Source organism: Shewanella algidipiscicola (assembly GCF_900380485.1).
Taxonomy (GTDB): Bacteria; Pseudomonadota; Gammaproteobacteria; order Enterobacterales; family Shewanellaceae; genus Shewanella; species Shewanella algidipiscicola.
Map to the genome: position 1 here is coordinate 85,822 of NZ_OXJV01000021.1, position 19,059 is coordinate 104,880.

General features: G+C 44.4%; 10 protein-coding genes and 2 tRNA genes. 10 read left to right on the forward strand and 2 right to left on the reverse strand.

Annotated features, from left to right (window positions below; genetic code table 11):
* Positions 1-12 precede the first annotated feature (12 nt).
* The 6 genes from DN599_RS17660 (at position 13) to DN599_RS17685 (ending at position 11,650) form a co-directional block, all read left to right on the forward strand.
* Positions 13-1,377: a DUF1329 domain-containing protein gene (locus DN599_RS17660; RefSeq protein WP_110458916.1), complete on the forward strand. Its 1,365-nt coding sequence runs from the start codon at positions 13-15 to the stop codon at positions 1,375-1,377.
* Positions 1,378-1,429: 52 nt separating this feature from the next.
* Positions 1,430-2,440: a beta propeller repeat protein gene (locus DN599_RS17665; protein ID WP_110458917.1), complete on the forward strand. Its 1,011-nt coding sequence runs from the start codon at positions 1,430-1,432 to the stop codon at positions 2,438-2,440.
* 12 nt (positions 2,441-2,452) lie between these two features.
* Positions 2,453-4,759, forward strand: coding sequence for an efflux RND transporter permease subunit (locus DN599_RS17670; RefSeq protein WP_110458918.1), 2,307 nt, complete (start codon positions 2,453-2,455; stop codon positions 4,757-4,759).
* 267 nt (positions 4,760-5,026) lie between these two features.
* Positions 5,027-9,871, forward strand: a complete 4,845-nt coding sequence (locus DN599_RS17675; RefSeq protein ID WP_110458919.1) for an NAD-glutamate dehydrogenase — start codon at positions 5,027-5,029, stop codon at positions 9,869-9,871.
* A gap of 60 nt (positions 9,872-9,931) precedes the next feature.
* Positions 9,932-10,957, forward strand: a complete 1,026-nt coding sequence (pyrD, locus tag DN599_RS17680; RefSeq protein WP_110458920.1) for a quinone-dependent dihydroorotate dehydrogenase — start codon at positions 9,932-9,934, stop codon at positions 10,955-10,957.
* A gap of 159 nt (positions 10,958-11,116) precedes the next feature.
* Positions 11,117-11,650, forward strand: coding sequence for a cell division protein ZapC (locus DN599_RS17685; protein WP_110458921.1), 534 nt, complete (start codon positions 11,117-11,119; stop codon positions 11,648-11,650).
* 591 nt (positions 11,651-12,241) lie between these two features.
* Here DN599_RS17685 and DN599_RS17690 read toward each other — a convergent pair.
* Together DN599_RS17690 and DN599_RS17695 are read right to left on the reverse strand one after the other, a co-directional pair.
* A tRNA-Met gene (locus tag DN599_RS17690) sits at positions 12,242-12,318 on the reverse strand.
* A gap of 48 nt (positions 12,319-12,366) precedes the next feature.
* Positions 12,367-12,443 (reverse strand) — tRNA-Met (locus DN599_RS17695).
* 297 nt (positions 12,444-12,740) lie between these two features.
* Here DN599_RS17695 and rlmKL point away from each other — a divergent pair.
* The 4 genes from rlmKL to DN599_RS17715 are packed head-to-tail and all read left to right on the forward strand — an operon-like array spanning position 12,741 to position 18,886.
* Complete coding sequence (gene rlmKL / locus DN599_RS17700) at positions 12,741-14,876, forward strand: bifunctional 23S rRNA (guanine(2069)-N(7))-methyltransferase RlmK/23S rRNA (guanine(2445)-N(2))-methyltransferase RlmL (RefSeq protein ID WP_110458922.1); 2,136 nt, start codon at positions 12,741-12,743, stop codon at positions 14,874-14,876.
* The gene (locus DN599_RS17705) at positions 14,869-15,105 is read left to right on the forward strand and encodes a glutaredoxin family protein (protein WP_110458923.1); all 237 of its coding nucleotides are present in this window, start codon (positions 14,869-14,871) and stop codon (positions 15,103-15,105) included. The genes rlmKL and DN599_RS17705 overlap by 8 nt, the downstream gene beginning before the upstream one ends.
* A gap of 1 nt (position 15,106) precedes the next feature.
* Positions 15,107-17,020, forward strand: a complete 1,914-nt coding sequence (locus DN599_RS17710; protein WP_110458924.1) for an ABC transporter ATP-binding protein — start codon at positions 15,107-15,109, stop codon at positions 17,018-17,020.
* Positions 17,021-17,047: 27 nt separating this feature from the next.
* Entirely contained in the window at positions 17,048-18,886 is a 1,839-nt protein-coding gene (locus DN599_RS17715; RefSeq protein ID WP_110458925.1) for a DUF3466 family protein, read from the forward strand.
* Positions 18,887-19,059: the final 173 nt, after the last annotated feature.

Here is a 19,059-nt window from a genome sequence, read left to right on the forward strand (position 1 = left end):
AGGACAATAACGATGAAGAAATTAGCCATATTGTCAGCTGCTGTGATCGTTGCATTGAGCGCCCCTGCAGCCATTGCCAAAGTATCAGAGGCCGACGCGGCCAAATTGGGCACATCATTAACGCCACTTGGCGGCGAAAAAGCGGCTAACGCAGATGGATCTATTCCTGCGTGGGATGGTGGTATTACGAAAGTGGTCGCAGGTTACGAAAAAGGGATGCACCATCCAGATCCTTTTGCTGCTGATAAAATTGAATTTACCATCACTAATGCTAACAAAGATAAGTACAAGGCAAATCTTACCGAGGGGCAACTCAAACTGTTTGAGCTCTATCCAGACACATACAAGATGAATGTGTATCAGACTCGCAGGACGGCTTCGGTACCACAATTTGTCTACGATGCCACCAAGGCCAACGCGACTCGTGCCGAGTTAATTGCCGACGGTAATGGTATTTCCGGCGCTACGGTTGGGATCCCATTTCCAATTCCGCAAAATGGGTTAGAAGCTATCTGGAACCATGTATTGCGTTTTCGTGGTGTGGACCTTGAAACCTCGCGCAGTCAAGCCGCACCTACGGCCAGTGGCAGTTATACCTTGGTTGAAACTGCTGAAGAGCTGCGCTTTGAATATTCACGTCCAGAAATGACGTTGGATCAATTAAAGGCCTCCAATACACTGTTTTATTTCAAGCAGGTAGTGACACAGCCAGCCCGCTTAGCAGGTACGGCGTTATTGGTTAAAGAGACGATGGATCAAGAAGCCCTGCCGCGCCAAGCTTGGACCTATAACACGGGCCAGCGCCGAGTGCGTAAGGCGCCCAATGTGGCATTTGATACACCAGGCACAGTATCTGATGGGCTGCGTACCACAGATGACTTTGACATGTTTAACGGCTCGCCTGTGCGTTATAACTGGGAGTTAATGGGTAAGAAAGAGATCTATGTCCCTTACAACGACTATAAGTTGCATTCAAATAAGCTCAAGTATGATCAAATCTTGCAGGCAGGTCATATCAACCCTGAGCATGTTCGCTGGGAAAAACACCGTGTATGGGTCGTTAAGGCGCAGCTCAAAGAGGGGATGCGTCATATCTATAAAACCCGAGTGTTTTATATTGATGAAGACTCTTGGCAAGTGTTGTTAACCGATATGTACGATAACCGCGATGAGTTGTATCGCGTCGGCGTAGCTCATGCGATTAACTACTATGAAGTGCCCACCTTGTGGACCACCTTAGAAGTTATCCATGATCTGCAATCGCGTCGTTATCTTGCTATGGGCTTAGATAACGAAGGTCGTATGTATAATTTTGATGCACAGTTGAGTGAGGCAAACTTCACTCCAGCAGCACTACGACGTGCGGGTATTCGTTAATCACCAATTAGGGAGAGGCCAAAAGGCCTCTCCATTACAAAAGGAAGTTTGTATGTCGTTTAGCATGCTTCGACTGGCCGTGTTGTCTGTGTTGCTTACCTCGAACATAAACACAGTGTGCGCCGAGACCGATATCAGCTCATCCATTCAACCATTAGCCGTGCACTCCTTAGTATTAGACTCAACGCTCAAGGCTGACACTGCCGTGGCGGTTGGTGAGCGCGGGCATCTGTTTATATTTGATGACAACTGGCTGCAGCGTCCATCACCAACTCAAGCCCATTTAACTAAGGTTTATCTGCTTGATGGCAAGCTTGGCTGGGCAGTGGGTCATGATGCCACGGTATTACACACCCAAGATGGCGGGCTTAGTTGGCAGGTGCAGATGAGTTCGCCTGAGATAGAAAAACCCCTCATGGATGTGCTGTTTTTCGATGAGCTCAACGGCATTGCCATTGGGGCTTATGGCATGTTTTATCGCAGTAAAGATGGCGGCAATACGTGGGAGCCTGAGTTTCATGCTGAGCTGTTATTTGAAGAAGATATTGCCTACCTTGAAGACTTAAAAGCCGAAGATGAAGCCTTATACCTCAGTGAACGCAGTACCTTGCTGCCCCATTTTAATCGCGTGGTACAGCTTGATGATTCGCGTTTATTAATGGTGGGTGAGTTAGGCTTAGCGGCGGTCTCAGAAGATAAAGGGATCAGTTGGCAGCGGCTCGATTTTCCTTATGACGGCTCCTTATTTAATGCTTTGGTGACAAGCAAAGGTGTCTACGTTATGGGGCTGCGTGGTCATCTGTTTAAGAGCGAGGATGGAGCAAATAGTTGGCAAGAGATAGCACTGCCGATCCAGTCGACCTTAAATGGTGGACTCATCGTCGATGATAACAAGATAAGGCTCGTGGGTAATGCTGGCGTGATTATCGATGTTTATCATGATGGTTCTGTTGCAATGGTCGCACAACGCCAAGGTGAAAATCTGGTTACTATTAGTCGGGATACTCATGGTAAACAATGGGTTGCGGGTACAAAAGGTTTCATTGAATTAAAACAAGAATAATAAGGCCCTGACATGTTAGATAAAGTAGTTAATGGATTGGAGTCGTTCCTTTTTAGGCAACGGGGATTGGTAATTTTTGCGTTTGTAATGGTGACACTCTTTTTGGGCTTTCAAGCCAGCCATTTACGCATGGATGCGGCATTTATTAAAAACATTCCGCTTAACCACAGTTATATGCAAACCTATTTAAAGCATCAAAAACAATTTGGTGGCGCTAACAACATTATGGTGGCAGTGGAAGACTCCAGCGGTAATATTTTTAATGCCAATTTTTTTGATTCGCTAAAGCAAGTACATGATCAACTGTTTTTTATTCCAGGAGTTGATCGGGCGCAAGTGAAGTCGTTGTTTTCTCCTTCGACTCGTTTTACCGAAGTGGTAGAGGACGGTTTTGCTGGTGGACCGGTGATCCCCGCTAATTTCTCTACCACGCCCGAAGGGCTAGAAGTCGTGCGCAGTAATATCGAAAAAGCCGGTATCGTTGGCCGTCTTATTGCCGAAGATTATTCTGCGGCGATGGTCACTGCCCAATTAATGGACTTTGATCCCCAAACGGGCGAGCCGTTAGACACCTTAGCCTTTGCCACTCAGTTGGAAAAAGAGCTACGCGAGCAGTATGAAAATGAACATATTAAAATCCATATCATCGGTTTTGCCAAAATGGCCGGTGATGTTGCCGAAGGGGCTAAAGGAGTTGTGTTGTTCTTTTTGATTGCCATTTTGGTGACGGCAATCATGGTTTACCTGTTTTCAAAATCAGTCAAATTGACCCTGTTGCCATTAGCGTGCAGCTTGGTGGCCGTGGTGTGGCAATTAGGTTTATTGACGGTTATGGGCTTTGGTCTGGATCCTATGTCGATTCTGATCCCGTTTTTGGTGTTCGCTATTGGGGTTAGCCACAGCGTACAGATGATCAATGCCGTGCGCCGCCGAGTGGGTGAGGGGGAAACCACTAAAGCCGCCGCTGCGCTGGCTTTTAGAAGCTTGCTAGTGCCTGGTGGCATTGCGCTGTTGTCCGATACTGTGGGTTTTATGACTCTGCTGGCCATCGACATCGGTATTATTCGCGAACTGGCGATATCGGCATCACTGGGTGTGGCGGTCATCATCTTAACTAACTTGATCTTGTTGCCTTTATTAATCTCATATACCCAGGTTAATCCGTTAGCGGTTAAGCCCCATGCGGGCATAGATAAGCTTTGGTTACGTTTATCCTATTTTGCCACGCCCAAATTCTCTGTTGTGGTATTAGTGCTAACGGTGAGCTTGTTTGCTGTTGGTTTGCAACAAGCCAATAAAATGCAAATTGGCGATTTGCAAGGCGGCGCACCAGCGCTGCATTTTGACAGTCGTTATAATCAAGACACCTTCTATATAACTGATAAATTTTCGGTGACCACAGATGTGATGACCGTTATCGTTGAGGCATTTCCAGAAGCGTGCACTTACCATGATGTATTGATACAAATCGATCAGTTTGAATGGTTAGCGGCCAATACCCCAGGGGTTGAATCAACGGCAAGTTTGGCATCGATTGCTAAGCGGGTTAACGCCGGCTTTAACGAGGGCAATCCCAAATGGCAGGTGCTGCCGCGTACCACAGCGAGTCTGGTGCAAGCGGTAGGGCAAATCCCCACCACGTCGGGGCTGCTTAACGGAAATTGCTCGGTGATGCCGGTTTACCTGTTTTTAACCGATCATAAAGCCGAAACCATAGAAGTGGTGATCGACAAGGTCAAAGCGTTATCGGCGCAAATGGATAACGATAAAATCAGCTTCAAATTGGCATCTGGCCCCGTAGGGGTGATGGCTGCAACCAATGAAGCGGTTGCCGAAGCGCAGCTACCCATGATGTTGTATGTTTACGGCGCTGTATTTGTGCTGTGTTTGATAAGTTTTCGCTCATTAAGGGCTACGGTTGCGGTGATTTTACCCTTGTATGTGGTATCGACCTTAGCGCAGGCGTTAATGACTCAGCTGGATATTGGTCTTGCAGTTAGTACGCTCCCCGTCATTGCATTGGGGGTGGGTATTGGTGTCGATTATGGTATTTATATCTTATCGACCATGGCTGTGAAGCTACGTGACGGCATGCCGGTGCAAAAAGCGTATCATCAAGCGTTAATCGAACGAGGTAGTGCGGTGATCTTCACTGGCTTAACGCTGGCGATTGGGGTGAGCACTTGGTTTTTCTCGGCGTTAAAATTCCAAATGGACATGGGGATCTTGCTGACATTTATGTTTTTAGTAAATATGTTAGGTGCCATAATTATTTTACCGGCGATAGGGGCAGTATTCTGGCGAAACCCAAAGCAGTAATGTATTAGGAGAGCAGATGCTCTCCTTTTTTTTGCATACTTTTTGAATAGTTACGCTAAGATTTCGATTGTTTTTTCATCTAATGAGATTAAACCCTGTGAGCGACACAATTTAGCAGGATCTACCACTGAAATAATCCTCGAAATATGGCACATTTAGTAATAGACTTCGCGCTATGACCTAGGTCACATTATTTGGCCCGTCATATGCTCTAGCATCCAGATAATTAAGAAAAGCGCTGCCATAGACCCTAAAGGAAACAGTAACATGGCCTTGAAAGATGCAATGCCTTCAGTATTACTTGAAAATGTAGTTAACCTTATTCACTCAAAAGTCCCTAATTCACAAGCTAAGCAGGTAGAGCAGTTCGCCACTTGCATTTATGCACATATGTCAAAAGATGATTTGCATGCACGTAATGATAGCGATCTTTACGGTGCAGTACTCAGTCTTTGGAATGTGGCTAATAAAACGCCAGTGGGTGAAACTCACATCCGCGTATTTAATCCAAGTCAATCTAAACATGGCTGGAAATCATCTCACTCTATTATTGAGGTGATCCATCCAGATATGCCGTTCTTAGTTGATTCGGTAGGCATGGCTCTTAATCGTATGGGTATCACTACCCATATGATGCTGCATACGCCGCTCACGGTGCAGCGAGATAAAGACGCTATTGTTAATGTTACCTATGGCGATGATAAAAACCAAAAATCAGAAAAAGTCGCTGTATTTCTTATCGAAATTGACCGCCTTAGCAGTGACGAAGATATCAAGAATTTAGAGAAAGAGATTGCTTCTGTATTGGGTGATGTGTCGGCATCGGTTAACGACTGGCAGAAGATGTCAAACAAGTTAACCAGTACGATTAAAGAGTTAGCCACCCGTCCTTTCCCAGGTGAAAAACGCGATCTTGACGAGGCGATTAACTTTTTAACGTATTTGAATAATCATCATTTCACCTTGCTCGGTTATCGCCGTTATAGCCTCAATAAAGTTGAAGGTGACTTAGAGTTGGTGCCCGATAATGACACCAGTTTGGGCCTAATGAATGTGCCAGGTAAGCCTAAGTCTAACAAAGGTTTATTGTTGTCAACTCTGTCTGATACTGCCCGTAAAGAAGCCCTCGATAAAAGTTTGCTTATTTTAACTAAAAGCAGTGAAAAGAGCCGTGTACATCGTCCAGCCTATATCGATTATATCGGTATTAAACGTTTCGACAAAAAGGGCAACGTGATTGGTGAAGATCGCTTTATCGGCCTGTACGCTTCTAACTTGTATAATCGCAGCCCACGTGAGATCCCCCTCTTAGCAGAAAAAATCCAGCGGGTACTTGATGCCTCAGGTTTGACAGCTGGTTCTCATGATTACAAAGCCTTAATGCATATTCTTGAGACGCTGCCGCGTGATGAGATTATTCAAGCACGTGAATCAGAATTGGCCAGCATGGCGCGCGGCGTACTTGAGATGCAAGACCGTGACAAACTTAAATTGTTTGTGCGTAAAGATGGCTATGGCCGTTTCTTATCTTGCTTGGTTTATGTCTCAAAAGATCGTTATAACACCAAATTACGTGAAGATACCCAGCGTATTTTGGCGCAACATTTTAATACTAATGAAGACGTTGAATTTACGACTTATTTTTCAGAGTCAACGCTGGCACGTACTCATTACATTGTTAAAGTAGATAATAATAATACGGATGTAGATGTGGCTGCTATTGAAAATAACCTGATTGAAGCGGCGCGTTCTTGGGAAGATAAACTCAGTAGCGCATTAATCTCGGCACAAGGTGAAGAGTCGGGTAATCGCTTACTTAAGCGTTATATCGATGCATTTCCACGTAGTTATAAAGAAGATGCTTTGCCTAGCTCTGCCGTGGTTGATATTGAACACCTCGAAGCGCTTGATGATGATCACAAATTAGGCATGCTGTTTTATCAGCCGCAAGAAACTGCACTAAACGACAATAAAGTTAGGCTTAAACTGTTCCATAAAGATGAGCCCATTCACCTGTCGGATGTGTTGCCTATGCTAGAAAACTTCGGACTTCGAGTGATTAACGAACGTCCATATGAAGTCAAAACGGCCGATGGTGCCACTTTCTGGATTCTAGACTTCTTGATGACAGTTCAAGGAGCCGCCGTCGATAACTTGGCTGATAGCCAAGATAGATTCCAGACCGCGTTATCACAAGTGTGGAACAAAGAATTAGAAGATGATGGCTTTAACCGTTTAGTGTTAGCGACGGGATTAACGGGACGCGAAGTCTCAATACTGCGTGCTTATGCTAAATATATGCGTCAAATTGATGCTACCTTTAGCCAAGCCTACATTGAGCAAACCTTTAGTGGTTATCCACAAATCGCTGATTTGTTGGTTAAAATGTTCATTCGTAAGTTTAATCCTAAACTAAAAACACGTACATTGGCTAAGTTTGTCGAACAGATCAATCTGCGCCTAGATGATGTGTCTAGCCTAGATGATGACCGCATTATTCGTCGTTACCTAGACTTAATTAACGCAACATTGCGCACTAACTTCTATCAAACCTTGGCTGATGGTAGCAATAAACCATACATTTCGTTTAAGTACTCTCCAGAACTTATTCCTGAAATGCCACGCCCATTGCCTAAGTTTGAAATTTTTGTTTACTCACCGCGGGTTGAAGGCGTCCATTTACGGGGTGGTAAAGTGGCTCGTGGGGGGTTACGTTGGTCGGACCGCCGCGAAGATTTCCGCACTGAAGTGCTGGGTTTGGTCAAAGCACAACAAGTTAAAAACACAGTGATTGTGCCTGTCGGGGCGAAAGGTGGCTTTGTCTGCAAGCAATTGCCAAGCGAAGGTGGTCGTGATGCCATGTTTACCGAAGGTCAAGCGTGTTACCGCTTGTTCATTCGTGGTTTGTTGGATATCTCTGACAATATCATCGAAGGTGAAGTCGTGCCGCCTGTCAATGTAGTTCGTCATGACGAAGACGACCCATATTTAGTGGTGGCTGCCGATAAAGGCACCGCGACCTTCTCTGATATTGCTAACGCTATTTCAGAGGAATATGGCTTCTGGTTAGGCGATGCGTTTGCATCGGGTGGCAGTAACGGTTATGACCACAAGAAGATGGGGATCACCGCCCGAGGTGCATGGGAGTCGGTTAAACGCCATTTCCGTGAGATCGGTATCGATTGTCAAACCACCGACTTTACCTGTTTAGGTATAGGCGACATGGCTGGTGACGTGTTTGGTAATGGTATGTTGTTGTCTGAACATACACGTTTAGTCGCTGCATTTAACCATATGCACATCTTTATTGACCCAACTCCTGATGCTGCCTCTAGCTATAAAGAACGTGCCCGTTTGTTTACTTTGCCTCGCTCGAGCTGGGAAGATTACAACCCAGAGTTGATTTCAAAAGGCGGTGGCATTTTCTTACGTAGTGCCAAATCCATCACCTTGACCCCAGAGATCAAGACGATGTTGGATACCAAAAAGGCATCGATGACCCCTAATGAGCTGCTTAAAGAGCTGCTGAAGATGCGGGTTGATCTGATTTGGAACGGTGGTATCGGCACTTATATTAAAGCATCAAGCGAAACACATGCCGAAGTAGGCGACAGAGCTAACGATGCACTGCGCGTTAATGGCGGTGAAGTGAAGGCGAGTATCGTCGGCGAAGGCGGCAACTTAGGTTGTACCCAATTAGGACGTATTGAATATGCCGCTGCCGGTGGCCGCATTAATACCGACTTCGTTGATAACGTGGGTGGAGTGGATTGCTCAGATAACGAAGTGAATATCAAAATCTTACTTAATGCGTTAGTGGCAGAAGGTGAGATGACATTGAAGCAGCGTAACCGCTTATTAGTCGAGATGACTGACGAAGTAAGCCGTATTGTACTGCAAGATTGTAAAGATCAAACGCGCACCATCTCTGTGACTCAGGTACGTGGTGCCGAGCAACTGAAAGAGCAAATTCGTTTCATTCATTATCTCGAAAAAGAAGATAAGCTCGATAGAGCATTGGAGTTCTTACCTTCAGATGATGAGTTAGCCGAACGTCTGGCCAATGGTAAAGCCATGACACGTCCAGAGTTATCAGTGTTGGTGGCTTACGCGAAAATGGTGCTTAAAGAGCAATTATTGACTCCAGAAATTACCGAAGATAGCTTCTTGAGTCAGTTGTTAGTTGAGTATTTCCCTAAGCAACTGCAACAAAATTACACCGAGCGTATGGTAAACCATCCACTGCGTGCTGAGATTATTGCCACTTCATTAGCCAACGAATTGGTTAATGATATGGGGCTTAATTTCGTACAACGTATGCAAGATGAGACTGGTGCCTCAGTAGCAGAAGCTGCCATTTGTTACACTATGGCGCGTGAAGTGTTTGGTTTAGCAGAATTAACTAAATCTATTACGGCACTTAATGGTGTGGTACCAGCAGTGGTTCAAGGTGAGATGTTACACCAACTACGTCGTAATTTACGCCGCGCATGTCGTTGGTTCTTACGTCACCGCAGTCGTAACCAAGGTATTGAGCAGACGGTTGGCCTATATAGACCTGTATTTGAAGCGCTGCGTGAAAATGTGCATCAATATATGGTTGAAGATGAAGTCAACGAAATTGGTGCTGAAATCGCTGCGTTAGTCAAAGAGGGTGTGCCTGAGAAAGTGGCCACTGATGTGGTTAACATGAGTACTTTGTTCTCTGCATTGGATATTTCACAAATTGCTCAACTTGAAGATAAGCCAGTCGCCTTAGTGGCCGAAACTTACTTTAAGCTAGGTGCGAAAGTGGAATTGCATTGGTTCCTGGATCAAATTAGTGCTCAGCCTGTGGCTAACCATTGGCAAGCATTAGCTAGAGCCGCATTTAGAGAAGAGCTTGATTGGCAACAACGTGCGCTTAGTTCGGTTGTACTACGCACCTGTACCGACAGTTGTGAGGCTGACACCATTATTGCACAGTGGATCGAATCCAATCAGGGCTTATTGGAAAGATGGTTCCACATGCTTGCAGACTTTAAGACATCGCAAACCCACGAGTTTGCTAAGTTTTCAGTCGCGTTACGTGAGCTGAACCTGTTGATCCTTCATTGTGAAGGTCAATCGTAAAATTTATAATAATAATAAGCCCTGGCAATAGCCGGGGCTTTTTTCGGTCTAGGAGAATGCATGTTTTACAAAATTGCACAAAAAGTCATGTTTCAGATGGATCCAGAGAAAGCACATAATCTGGCGATTAATAGTCTGAAATCTACGGCTAATTCACCGCTTAATTGCTTCTATGCACAGCAGATTGAGCCTGCTCCCGTTAAGTTTATGGGGCTTACCTTTCCTAATCCTGTCGGTCTAGCCGCTGGGATGGATAAAGATGGTGAATGCATTGATGCTTTTCATGCAATGGGCTTTGGTCATATTGAAGTCGGCACCGTTACCCCAAGGCCACAACCGGGAAATGAACAACCTCGTCTTTTCAGATTAAAACCCGCTAAAGCCATCATCAATCGTATGGGCTTTAATAATAAAGGGGTCGACAATTTAGTCGCTAATTTAAAAGCGGCAAAATCAGGCGCCATGGTTGGGGTCAATATTGGTAAAAATAAAGACACGCCAGTAGAGCAGGGCAAAGAAGATTACCTTATCTGCATGGAAAAAGTGTACCAGTACGCAGCTTATATCGCGGTTAATATTTCATCACCCAACACCCCGGGCTTACGTTCATTGCAATATGGTGATTTACTTGATGATCTATTGGGATCGCTCAAAGCTAAACAACAGGATCTTGCTAAGCAGCATGGTAAATACGTGCCGATCGCATTGAAAATTGCACCCGATCTGTCATTAGAAGAGATCGAAAAAATTGCCGACTCATTAATTCGTAATGAATTCGATGGCGCAATAGCGACCAATACCACGTTAACTCGCGATGGTGTTAGTGGTTTAGTTAACTCAAACGAAGCTGGTGGATTAAGTGGTAAACCATTGAATTCATTGTCTACAAAAGTCATTAAACAACTTGCAGACTGTCTTAAAGGGAAAATTCCAATTCTAGGGGTTGGTGGTATTAACAACGCGAGCGATGCTATAGATAAACTCGATGCGGGGGCCACTATGCTACAAATTTATTCTGGGTTTATTTATCGTGGTCCAGAATTAATTAAAGAAATTGTTGATGCTTACCGAATTCAACACAAATAATGATCCTGCCGGGATCTAAGATCTGGTGCGATCGATATTATGATCGCGCCAGATCATTATAACGTATTGTTATCTATATTATAATCATGAGATTTTTTTTGATATTGGATGAAATATCATCTATTATCCGTCTGTATTGACAGTAATTAGGTACACGTTATGTTATTAATGCCACAAAGGGATTGGCAATGGATATATAACGACGCGTATGGAGTATTAAGCGTTTCGTTAGGCTCGGATATGGAATTTCTGACTCCCTATAAAGTAAAATTGCTCATTCCTGACGCATTAACGGCGATGCAGTTCAATGTTGAGCATGCGAAATTCTATATTGAATTTGTTGAGCGTCTGTCTAAAACGATGACTATTGCAGATGCTGTTAAAGTTCAGTTAGCGTTAAATGCGACAGCGGCTCATTATTTATTAAAACCACAAATGCCAAAGTCGTGGTTTTTTGATACATCGGCGATTTGTGTTTACAGCGAACTGGCTAAAATATTTCAACTCAGATGTCAGGGTGTTAATGTTGATGTTATGGTTGTTGAAAGTAATATTCAGGCATCGCTAGTGATGTTGTTATCGCCAAATCTCTTGCTGAGTGACACTAAGCAACTACAACAGTTTGAATGCATTAAAGTGATGAATGATAGACTACACCCAGTAAAAGCGAGTAGACAAATCGCTGCTGCTTAAGGTATCACTTATGCTACCGTGCAACTCTCTTTACGTTTTGTATTAAGTTTTAAATATCACGATAGGGGCCTCAAGCCCCTTTTTTGATCTACTTTGTAAGGTTCGACCTTTTATATTTACTATGTAATTAACTGTTTTAGTTATGACTTATCAATTGTGCTTGTTAATGGTGGAGTAAATTTAGACCGGCGCCAAGGTAATAGGAAGCGAGATTGATTAGAGTCAATAAATATAAGGGAGATTTAATTTAATAGAGATAAGAAGTAGATATTTTAATAAAGAAGGCAATAAAGGATGAAAGCGGGGGGAGTTAATTGGTCCAATGGAAAGTTAACGTGTGAGCTAATTATCTAAAAGTGCAGAGTAGATTGGGGTATACTGTTTCATCTGGCGTCCGTACTTATCAAACGCTGTAGTGTTTTAATTCTGCTACTCAAGAATTGGTTGCGGGAGCCGGATTGCTTTTTTGAAAGCTTATCGACGACCTTCGCTGCTTATATAAAGTGCTGAGCCCGACGAGCTACCATACTGCTCCATCCCGCGTCCGTATGTATCAAACGCTGTAGTGTTTTAATTCTNCTACTCAAGAATTGGTTGCGGGAGCCGGATTTGAACCGACGACCTTCGGGTTATGAGCCCGACGAGCTACCATACTGCTCCATCCCGCGTCCGTATGTATCAAACGCTGTAGTGTTTTAATTCTGCTACTCAAGAATTGGTTGCGGGAGCCGGATTTGAACCGACGACCTTCGGGTTATGAGCCCGACGAGCTACCATACTGCTCCATCCCGCGTCCGTATGTATCAAACGCTGCAGCATTTTAATTCCGCTACTACAGAATTGCTTAGTCAACATGCTTAATCACTGAGTAACTAGGTGTGCCTCAAAGCGGGGCGAACTATATCGATACCAAGGTGTCATTGCAAGGGGTAATCGGTTATATCTTGTTAGACGTTCATTAAAGCGGCATTGTGCAGGCTTATTAAGCGTATCGCGGAATTTATGTCTAGCTATAGTTAGAACTTTTTATCTTTTAGTGGTTGGACAAGGTATAATGTCGAATTGATTTTTGAAGTGTGTCTATTTATCCATGTTGAATTTTTTTGCTGCAGCCCCACGAGGCTATGAATACGCATTATCGCTCGAATTAATCGAGCTTGGTGCTAATGACGTTAAAGAAAGTGTTGCGGGGGTGTATTTTTCGGCACCACTGGAATTGGCTTACCGTATTACCTTATGGTCTCGTCTTGCCAGCCGTATTATTTTAGTCATTTACAAAGGCCCGTGTGAAACGCCCGAGCAGCTTTATAATGCAGCATATTGTGTCGATTGGCAGACGCACTTTTCAAATAAGAGTAGCTTTAGCATCGATTTCCATGGTGTGGGCGGCTTTATCAAAAACTCCCAGTTTGGTGCTTTAAAGGTTAAAGATGCGGTAGTGGATCGCTTTCGCGACGATGGCTGTGAACGTCCGAACGTATCTCGCGTCGATGCTGACTTTAAGATTGATGCTCATTATCGCCGTGGTCAGGTGACGCTGGGGATCAATTTCTCTGGTCCAGCACTGCATCAGCGTGGCTACCGTGCCACCACAGGGGAAGCGCCATTAAAAGAAAACCTCGCGGCGAATATGCTAGTGCGCAGTGGTTGGAAAGAGGCACCGAAAGATGTGCTCGATCCTTTCTGTGGTAGCGGTACGATTTTGATTGAAGCGGCGATGATGGCCTGTGACGTCGCGCCTGCGCTTTATCGCGCTAAATTTGGTTTTCAAAAATGGTTACGTCATCAAGACGGTGTGTGGCAAGGTTTGATGGATGAAGCCAAAGCGCGTGCATCGCTGGGTATCAGCCGTTGTCAAATTAAATTCTTTGGTTCAGACATCGACTCGCGCTTGGTGGCACTGGCAAAACGTAATGCTGAAAATGCAGGCGTTGCTGGGTTAATTGAGTTTTCCGTTTCTAATGCGCTTGATGTGACGCCTCCTGTTGCCACAGGTTTTGTTATCACCAACCCACCTTATGGTGAGCGTTTGGGCACAGTCACCTCACTGCTGCAGCTGTATTATCAATTAGGTGACAAATTTAAGAGTGAATTCGGTGGCTGGAAAATCGCCGTGCTCAACAGCGACATTGAATTACTCTCGGCGCTTAAACTTAAAGCCGATAAACAGATGAAAATGTTCAATGGCGCGTTAGAGTGTGCCTTTAACTTATATACACTGCATGCCGAAAGCACCCGTCGTATCGAACCGAGCCAAGTGTTGGCCCAAGGCGGTGAGATTAGCGAAGTGGCCACCTCTTTTGCCAACCGAATCAAAAAGAACTTTAAGCAATTAAGTAAGTGGGCTCAGCGCGAAGGTATCGATAGCTATCGTTTATATGATGCCGATATTCCTGAATATAATGTGGCAGTAGATAAATACCTAGATTACGTGGTTATCCAAGAATACTCAGCGCCTAAAGATATACCAGAATCGGTTACTAAGCGCCGTTTGACCGATATATTGTTAGTGCTGCCTAATGCCATTGGGGTCGATCCAGATAAGATTATTCTTAAGACGCGTGAGCGTCAAAAAGGCACCAATCAGTATCAAAAGCTTGATGCTAAAAAATTGGAACTGGTTACCACAGAGTATGGGGCTAAGTTTAAGTTAAACCTGAAGGATTACCTAGATACAGGCTTGTTCCTCGATCACCGTTTAACCCGTAAATTAGTGGGCGAAAAGTCAAAAGGGCGTTCGGTATTAAATTTATTTGCCTACACAGGCTCAGCATCGGTACATGCCGCACTTGGTGGGGCTAAGTCGGTCACGACTGTGGATATGTCAAATACCTATTTGAGCTGGGCTCAAGATAACTTTGCTTTAAATGGGCTATCTGGGCGTCAATATCAGTTTATTCAAAGCGATTGCTTACAGTGGATTGCTGATTGCCAAGAGAAGTACGATCTGATTTTTATCGATCCACCGACGTTTTCTAACTCTAAACGCATGGAAGATTCATTCGATGTGCAGCGTGACCACGTAAGTTTGCTCAGTGGGTTAGTGAAGCTGCTTAACCCAAAGGGTGAGATCATCTTCTCTAACAATAAGCGTAAGTTTAAGATGGAAAGTGAGGCGCTTGCTGAGCTCGGCTTAGTGGTGACTAATATCGATAACCAGACCTTACCTATGGATTACAAACGCAATCCTCAGATCCACAATACCTGGCTTATTACCCATGCCTAATCGTATTTTATTTACCCTGTTTCACACCGATGCTTGCCATCTGTGTGAACAGGCACAAGCATTAATTGATACCTTAGGGATCGATTATGTTAAGCAAGATATCTGTGATAGCGACGAATTAGCCCAGGAATACGGCACCCGTATACCTGTTTTCTTGCGTGCCGATACGCAAGCCCAATTAAATTGGCCGTTCGATATCCCAAAATTAAAACAGTTTATAGGAGCGTAAATTGAGTCTGGTTCGTATTAACAATGGCTCATTAGCCTACGGTTACACACCATTACTACAAAATGCTGACTTTACCATAGAGCCTGGAGAGCGGGTCTGTATTGTTGGCCGTAACGGGGCTGGTAAATCGAGTTTGATGAAAGTACTGTGTGGTGAAGTGCTGCTTGATGAAGGCGAATTTAACATTGCCACCGATATTAAGGTCAGCCGCTTACAACAAGATCCTCCTAAAGCAGAGCAGGGAACTGTATATGCTTATATTGCAGCGGGTTTACAAGAAGTTGGTGAAAAATTAGAGCGTTATCATCAGCTTTCCCATGATGTTGCAAGTGCTTCTGCCGATGAAATGGAGCGCATGCTTAAACAGATGGAGCGTTTGCAAGAGGATATCGACCACCTTAATGGCTGGCAGCTAGACTCAAGAATTAACCAAACGTGCGAACTCTTGGGTCTCGATGCCGATGCGAGCCTGATGAGTTTATCTGGTGGTTGGCAGCGTAAAGTGGCCTTAGCACGAGCCTTGGTCAGTGAGCCCGATCTGTTATTACTCGATGAGCCGACCAACCATTTAGATATCGATACCATTGAGTGGCTAGAAGCCTTTTTACTCAACTATCGCGGCGCTATCGTGTTTATCAGTCATGACCGTGGCTTTATTCAACGCATGGCAACACGGATTGTTGATTTAGATCGTGGCGTGGTCACATCATGGCCGGGGAATTATCAGGCCTATCTCGACGGCAAAGCCGAATGGTTGCGTGTCGAAAGCGAAAAAAACGCCCAATTTGATAAAAAGTTAGCCGATGAAGAAACTTGGATCCGTCAAGGCGTTAAAGCACGTCGAACCCGCAACGAAGGCCGGGTTAGAGCGTTAAAAGCGTTACGTATGGAGCGAATGGAGCGGATTAATCGCCAAGGTGGCGCCAAGATGGCCGTGGCTGATACCGAACGTTCAGGCAAGTTGGTATTTGAGGTTAATGACTTAAATTACAACTTACCCGATAAAAATTTGGTTAAGAACTTTTCCACCAGTGTGATGCGTGGCGATCGTATCGCGTTAATTGGCCCCAATGGGTGTGGTAAGTCGACGTTAATTAAGCTATTGATTGGTCAATTGACCCCTCAGTCTGGCGAGATTAAAGTCGGCACCAAGCTTGAGGTGGCATATTTTGACCAGTACCGCGAAGCATTAGACCCAGAGAAAACGGTTGAAGAAAACGTCGGTGAAGGCAAGAAAACCGTCACTATCAATGGCCAAGATAGGCATATTTTAAGCTATCTACAAGATTTCCTGTTTTCGCCCATGCGCGCCCGTACGCCGGTTAAAGCACTGTCGGGCGGCGAAAAAAATCGTTTGCTGTTAGCGCGACTATTGCTGCGGCCAGCAAACTTAATTATTCTCGATGAGCCAACGAACGATCTTGATATTGAGACGCTTGAATTGTTAGAGTCTTTGCTAACTGATTATCAAGGCACCTTGTTGTTGGTCAGCCACGACCGTGCATTTATCGATAACACTGTGACCAGTTCATGGTGGTTCACCGGCAATGGCGGTTGGAGCGAATACGTTGGTGGTTATCAAGATGCGGTGTCGCAAGGCGCAAAATTTTATTCTGAGGAACCAGTGACGCCAGTGGCTGTCCAACCCAAAGTTGCTCAAGCCCCTGAGGCTAAGCCTGTGGTTAAACCTGAGAAAAAGTTATCGTATAAGCTACAACGAGAACTCGAAGGTTTACCCGCTAAAATGGAGCAATTAGAGGCTGAGATTGAAGCCTTACAATCGCAAATTAGTGAACCGGATTTTTATGCTCAAGCACAAGATGTCGTGAGCAGTCGTTTAAGCGAACTGGCAGAGCGAGAGCAGCAGTTAGAAGTTTGTTTCGAGCGTTGGGAAGAGCTAGAAGCGCTAAAATAAACGATAAAAATAATAGGAAATTAGTGAATGAAGTTGAAGTTTAATAGCGCCTTATCATTAGTGGCGGTCGGTGTTGTCAGTGCATTACAGACAGTGTCTGCCGCACCCGTTTATGAAATTCAAAATATTGAAGATTATGATCTTAATGGTACCTTAGCCTCGACGATTAACGGTTATGGCATGTTTGTTAACCAACAAAACCAGTTGGTGGGTATCTCGCAGGGTAAGAAAAAGCTGGAAGTCAATGATGACGATAACAGCATCATAGATATTGAAGATGGCATTTCTCCTGAGCAGCTCGTCACTTACTCGATAAATGCGCCTATTGAAGCGAATAACTTCACCTTTATCGCAGAGGGAAATGGCGCTACAGGCAGCTGGTTACCGATATTTGACTCGGTATTTGGTACCACAGCACCAGAAGATACTGTCGAAGATAATCCCGAGACGGTCAATTCAATTAATGCCTCTTATTATGGTATCAATAATGCGGACTTACGTGTGGGCAGCTACACCGGGCCAGAACAAAAAGTGGCTTATACCGGCGAGACTGCTGGGCAAGAATATTGGTATTACCGCGAATTTGAAGAGCGCGCTTTTGTTAAAAAAGCCGACGGAACAGATATTGCGATAGCCCCGCCTTATACCACTTACACCAAAGATGACACTGATGTCGTTGTCGGTGGTGTCTCTGTTGCTGCGGCGATTAATGATAATAATCAGGTAACAGGCTACGGCAGTACAGCCCTTGCTAACAGTAGTATTGAACGCCTCAATGCATGTATTACTGGCGAAGTTTATCCTGTCGATGTTTGTGTGCAGCTTAATCAATATCCTGATGCTAGCGGCTTTCGTCGTATTTTGTACCAAACTCGCGCTATGGTATGGCAGCTTGATGATAGCGGCGTGACGCCAACCGAATTGCCTCTGGGATTAACCTCGACTTCAGATGTGGTATTTACTGCTCAAGGTCTAGGGATTAATAATGACGGCACAGTGGCAGGGCGCTCACATGTTTATCGTAATAACGATACTGATAAACTGGCATTTGATGCCGCCTACTGGAAAAAAGACAGCAACGGCACCTATCAATATCATTGGGTTAAGATGACGGACGATCAGCTCTCTTCGATTGCCTATGATATTAATGATAATGGCATCCTAGTGGGTAGCTATAAGCAATATATAGAAGGCTATTCACGCGATAAATTCTTCTATGTCGATACCAATCAAGCATCACCGACGTTCGTCACTCCAAACGATTTTTATCAAGGCATCTCCGATCGCAGTTCGCGTCCAAGAGATATTAATAATAAAGATCAAGTCGTGGGTTATATTGAAGCCACCAGCGAGAAAGAGAAGCCAAGATTAAAGTCTGGTTTCTTGTTCGATAAAAACAGCGATGAGTTTTACGACCTTAACGAGCTATTGGTGTGCGAGTCAAAAGGATACACCCAAGAAGGTAATGGTGATTGGACACGCAATAAAGTTGAAGTGACCGACGGTAATGGCGATGTACTCTTTTACGAAAGTGAAATTCGTATTGTTGAAGCCAACAGCATCAACGAAGACGGTACCATTGTCGGTACGGCATTTATTCGTAAACCCTCTTACCAGTTCGATAGTAACGGTGACTTGGTGATTGGTGACAATGGTAAGCCATTATTCTTACTCAATGCCGATGGTCAACCTGTGACCGCCTTTATTCCGCGCATGGTTGTTATGCAGCCGTCTAATTCAGGTACTGCTTGTACAGTAAAAGAGAGTGACAATTCAGGTAATGCTAACTATGAGCGCAAAGGTGGAGCCAGTTTAATATGGCTTTTAACCTTACCTTTACTCTGGTTTAGACGTCGTAAAGTTTAATGTTTGTTCTTAGAACAAATTGAAATATCAATCGAGGCATATGCCTCGATTTTTTTTAAACAAGCAACTCATGAGCTTAAAAAATAACCGACCAAAAAGCGACTTTTTTGATTGATCTCAGCTGCAAAAAGTTCTATTTGTATCCATGAGGCTTTGGCCTCATGGATTTTCGA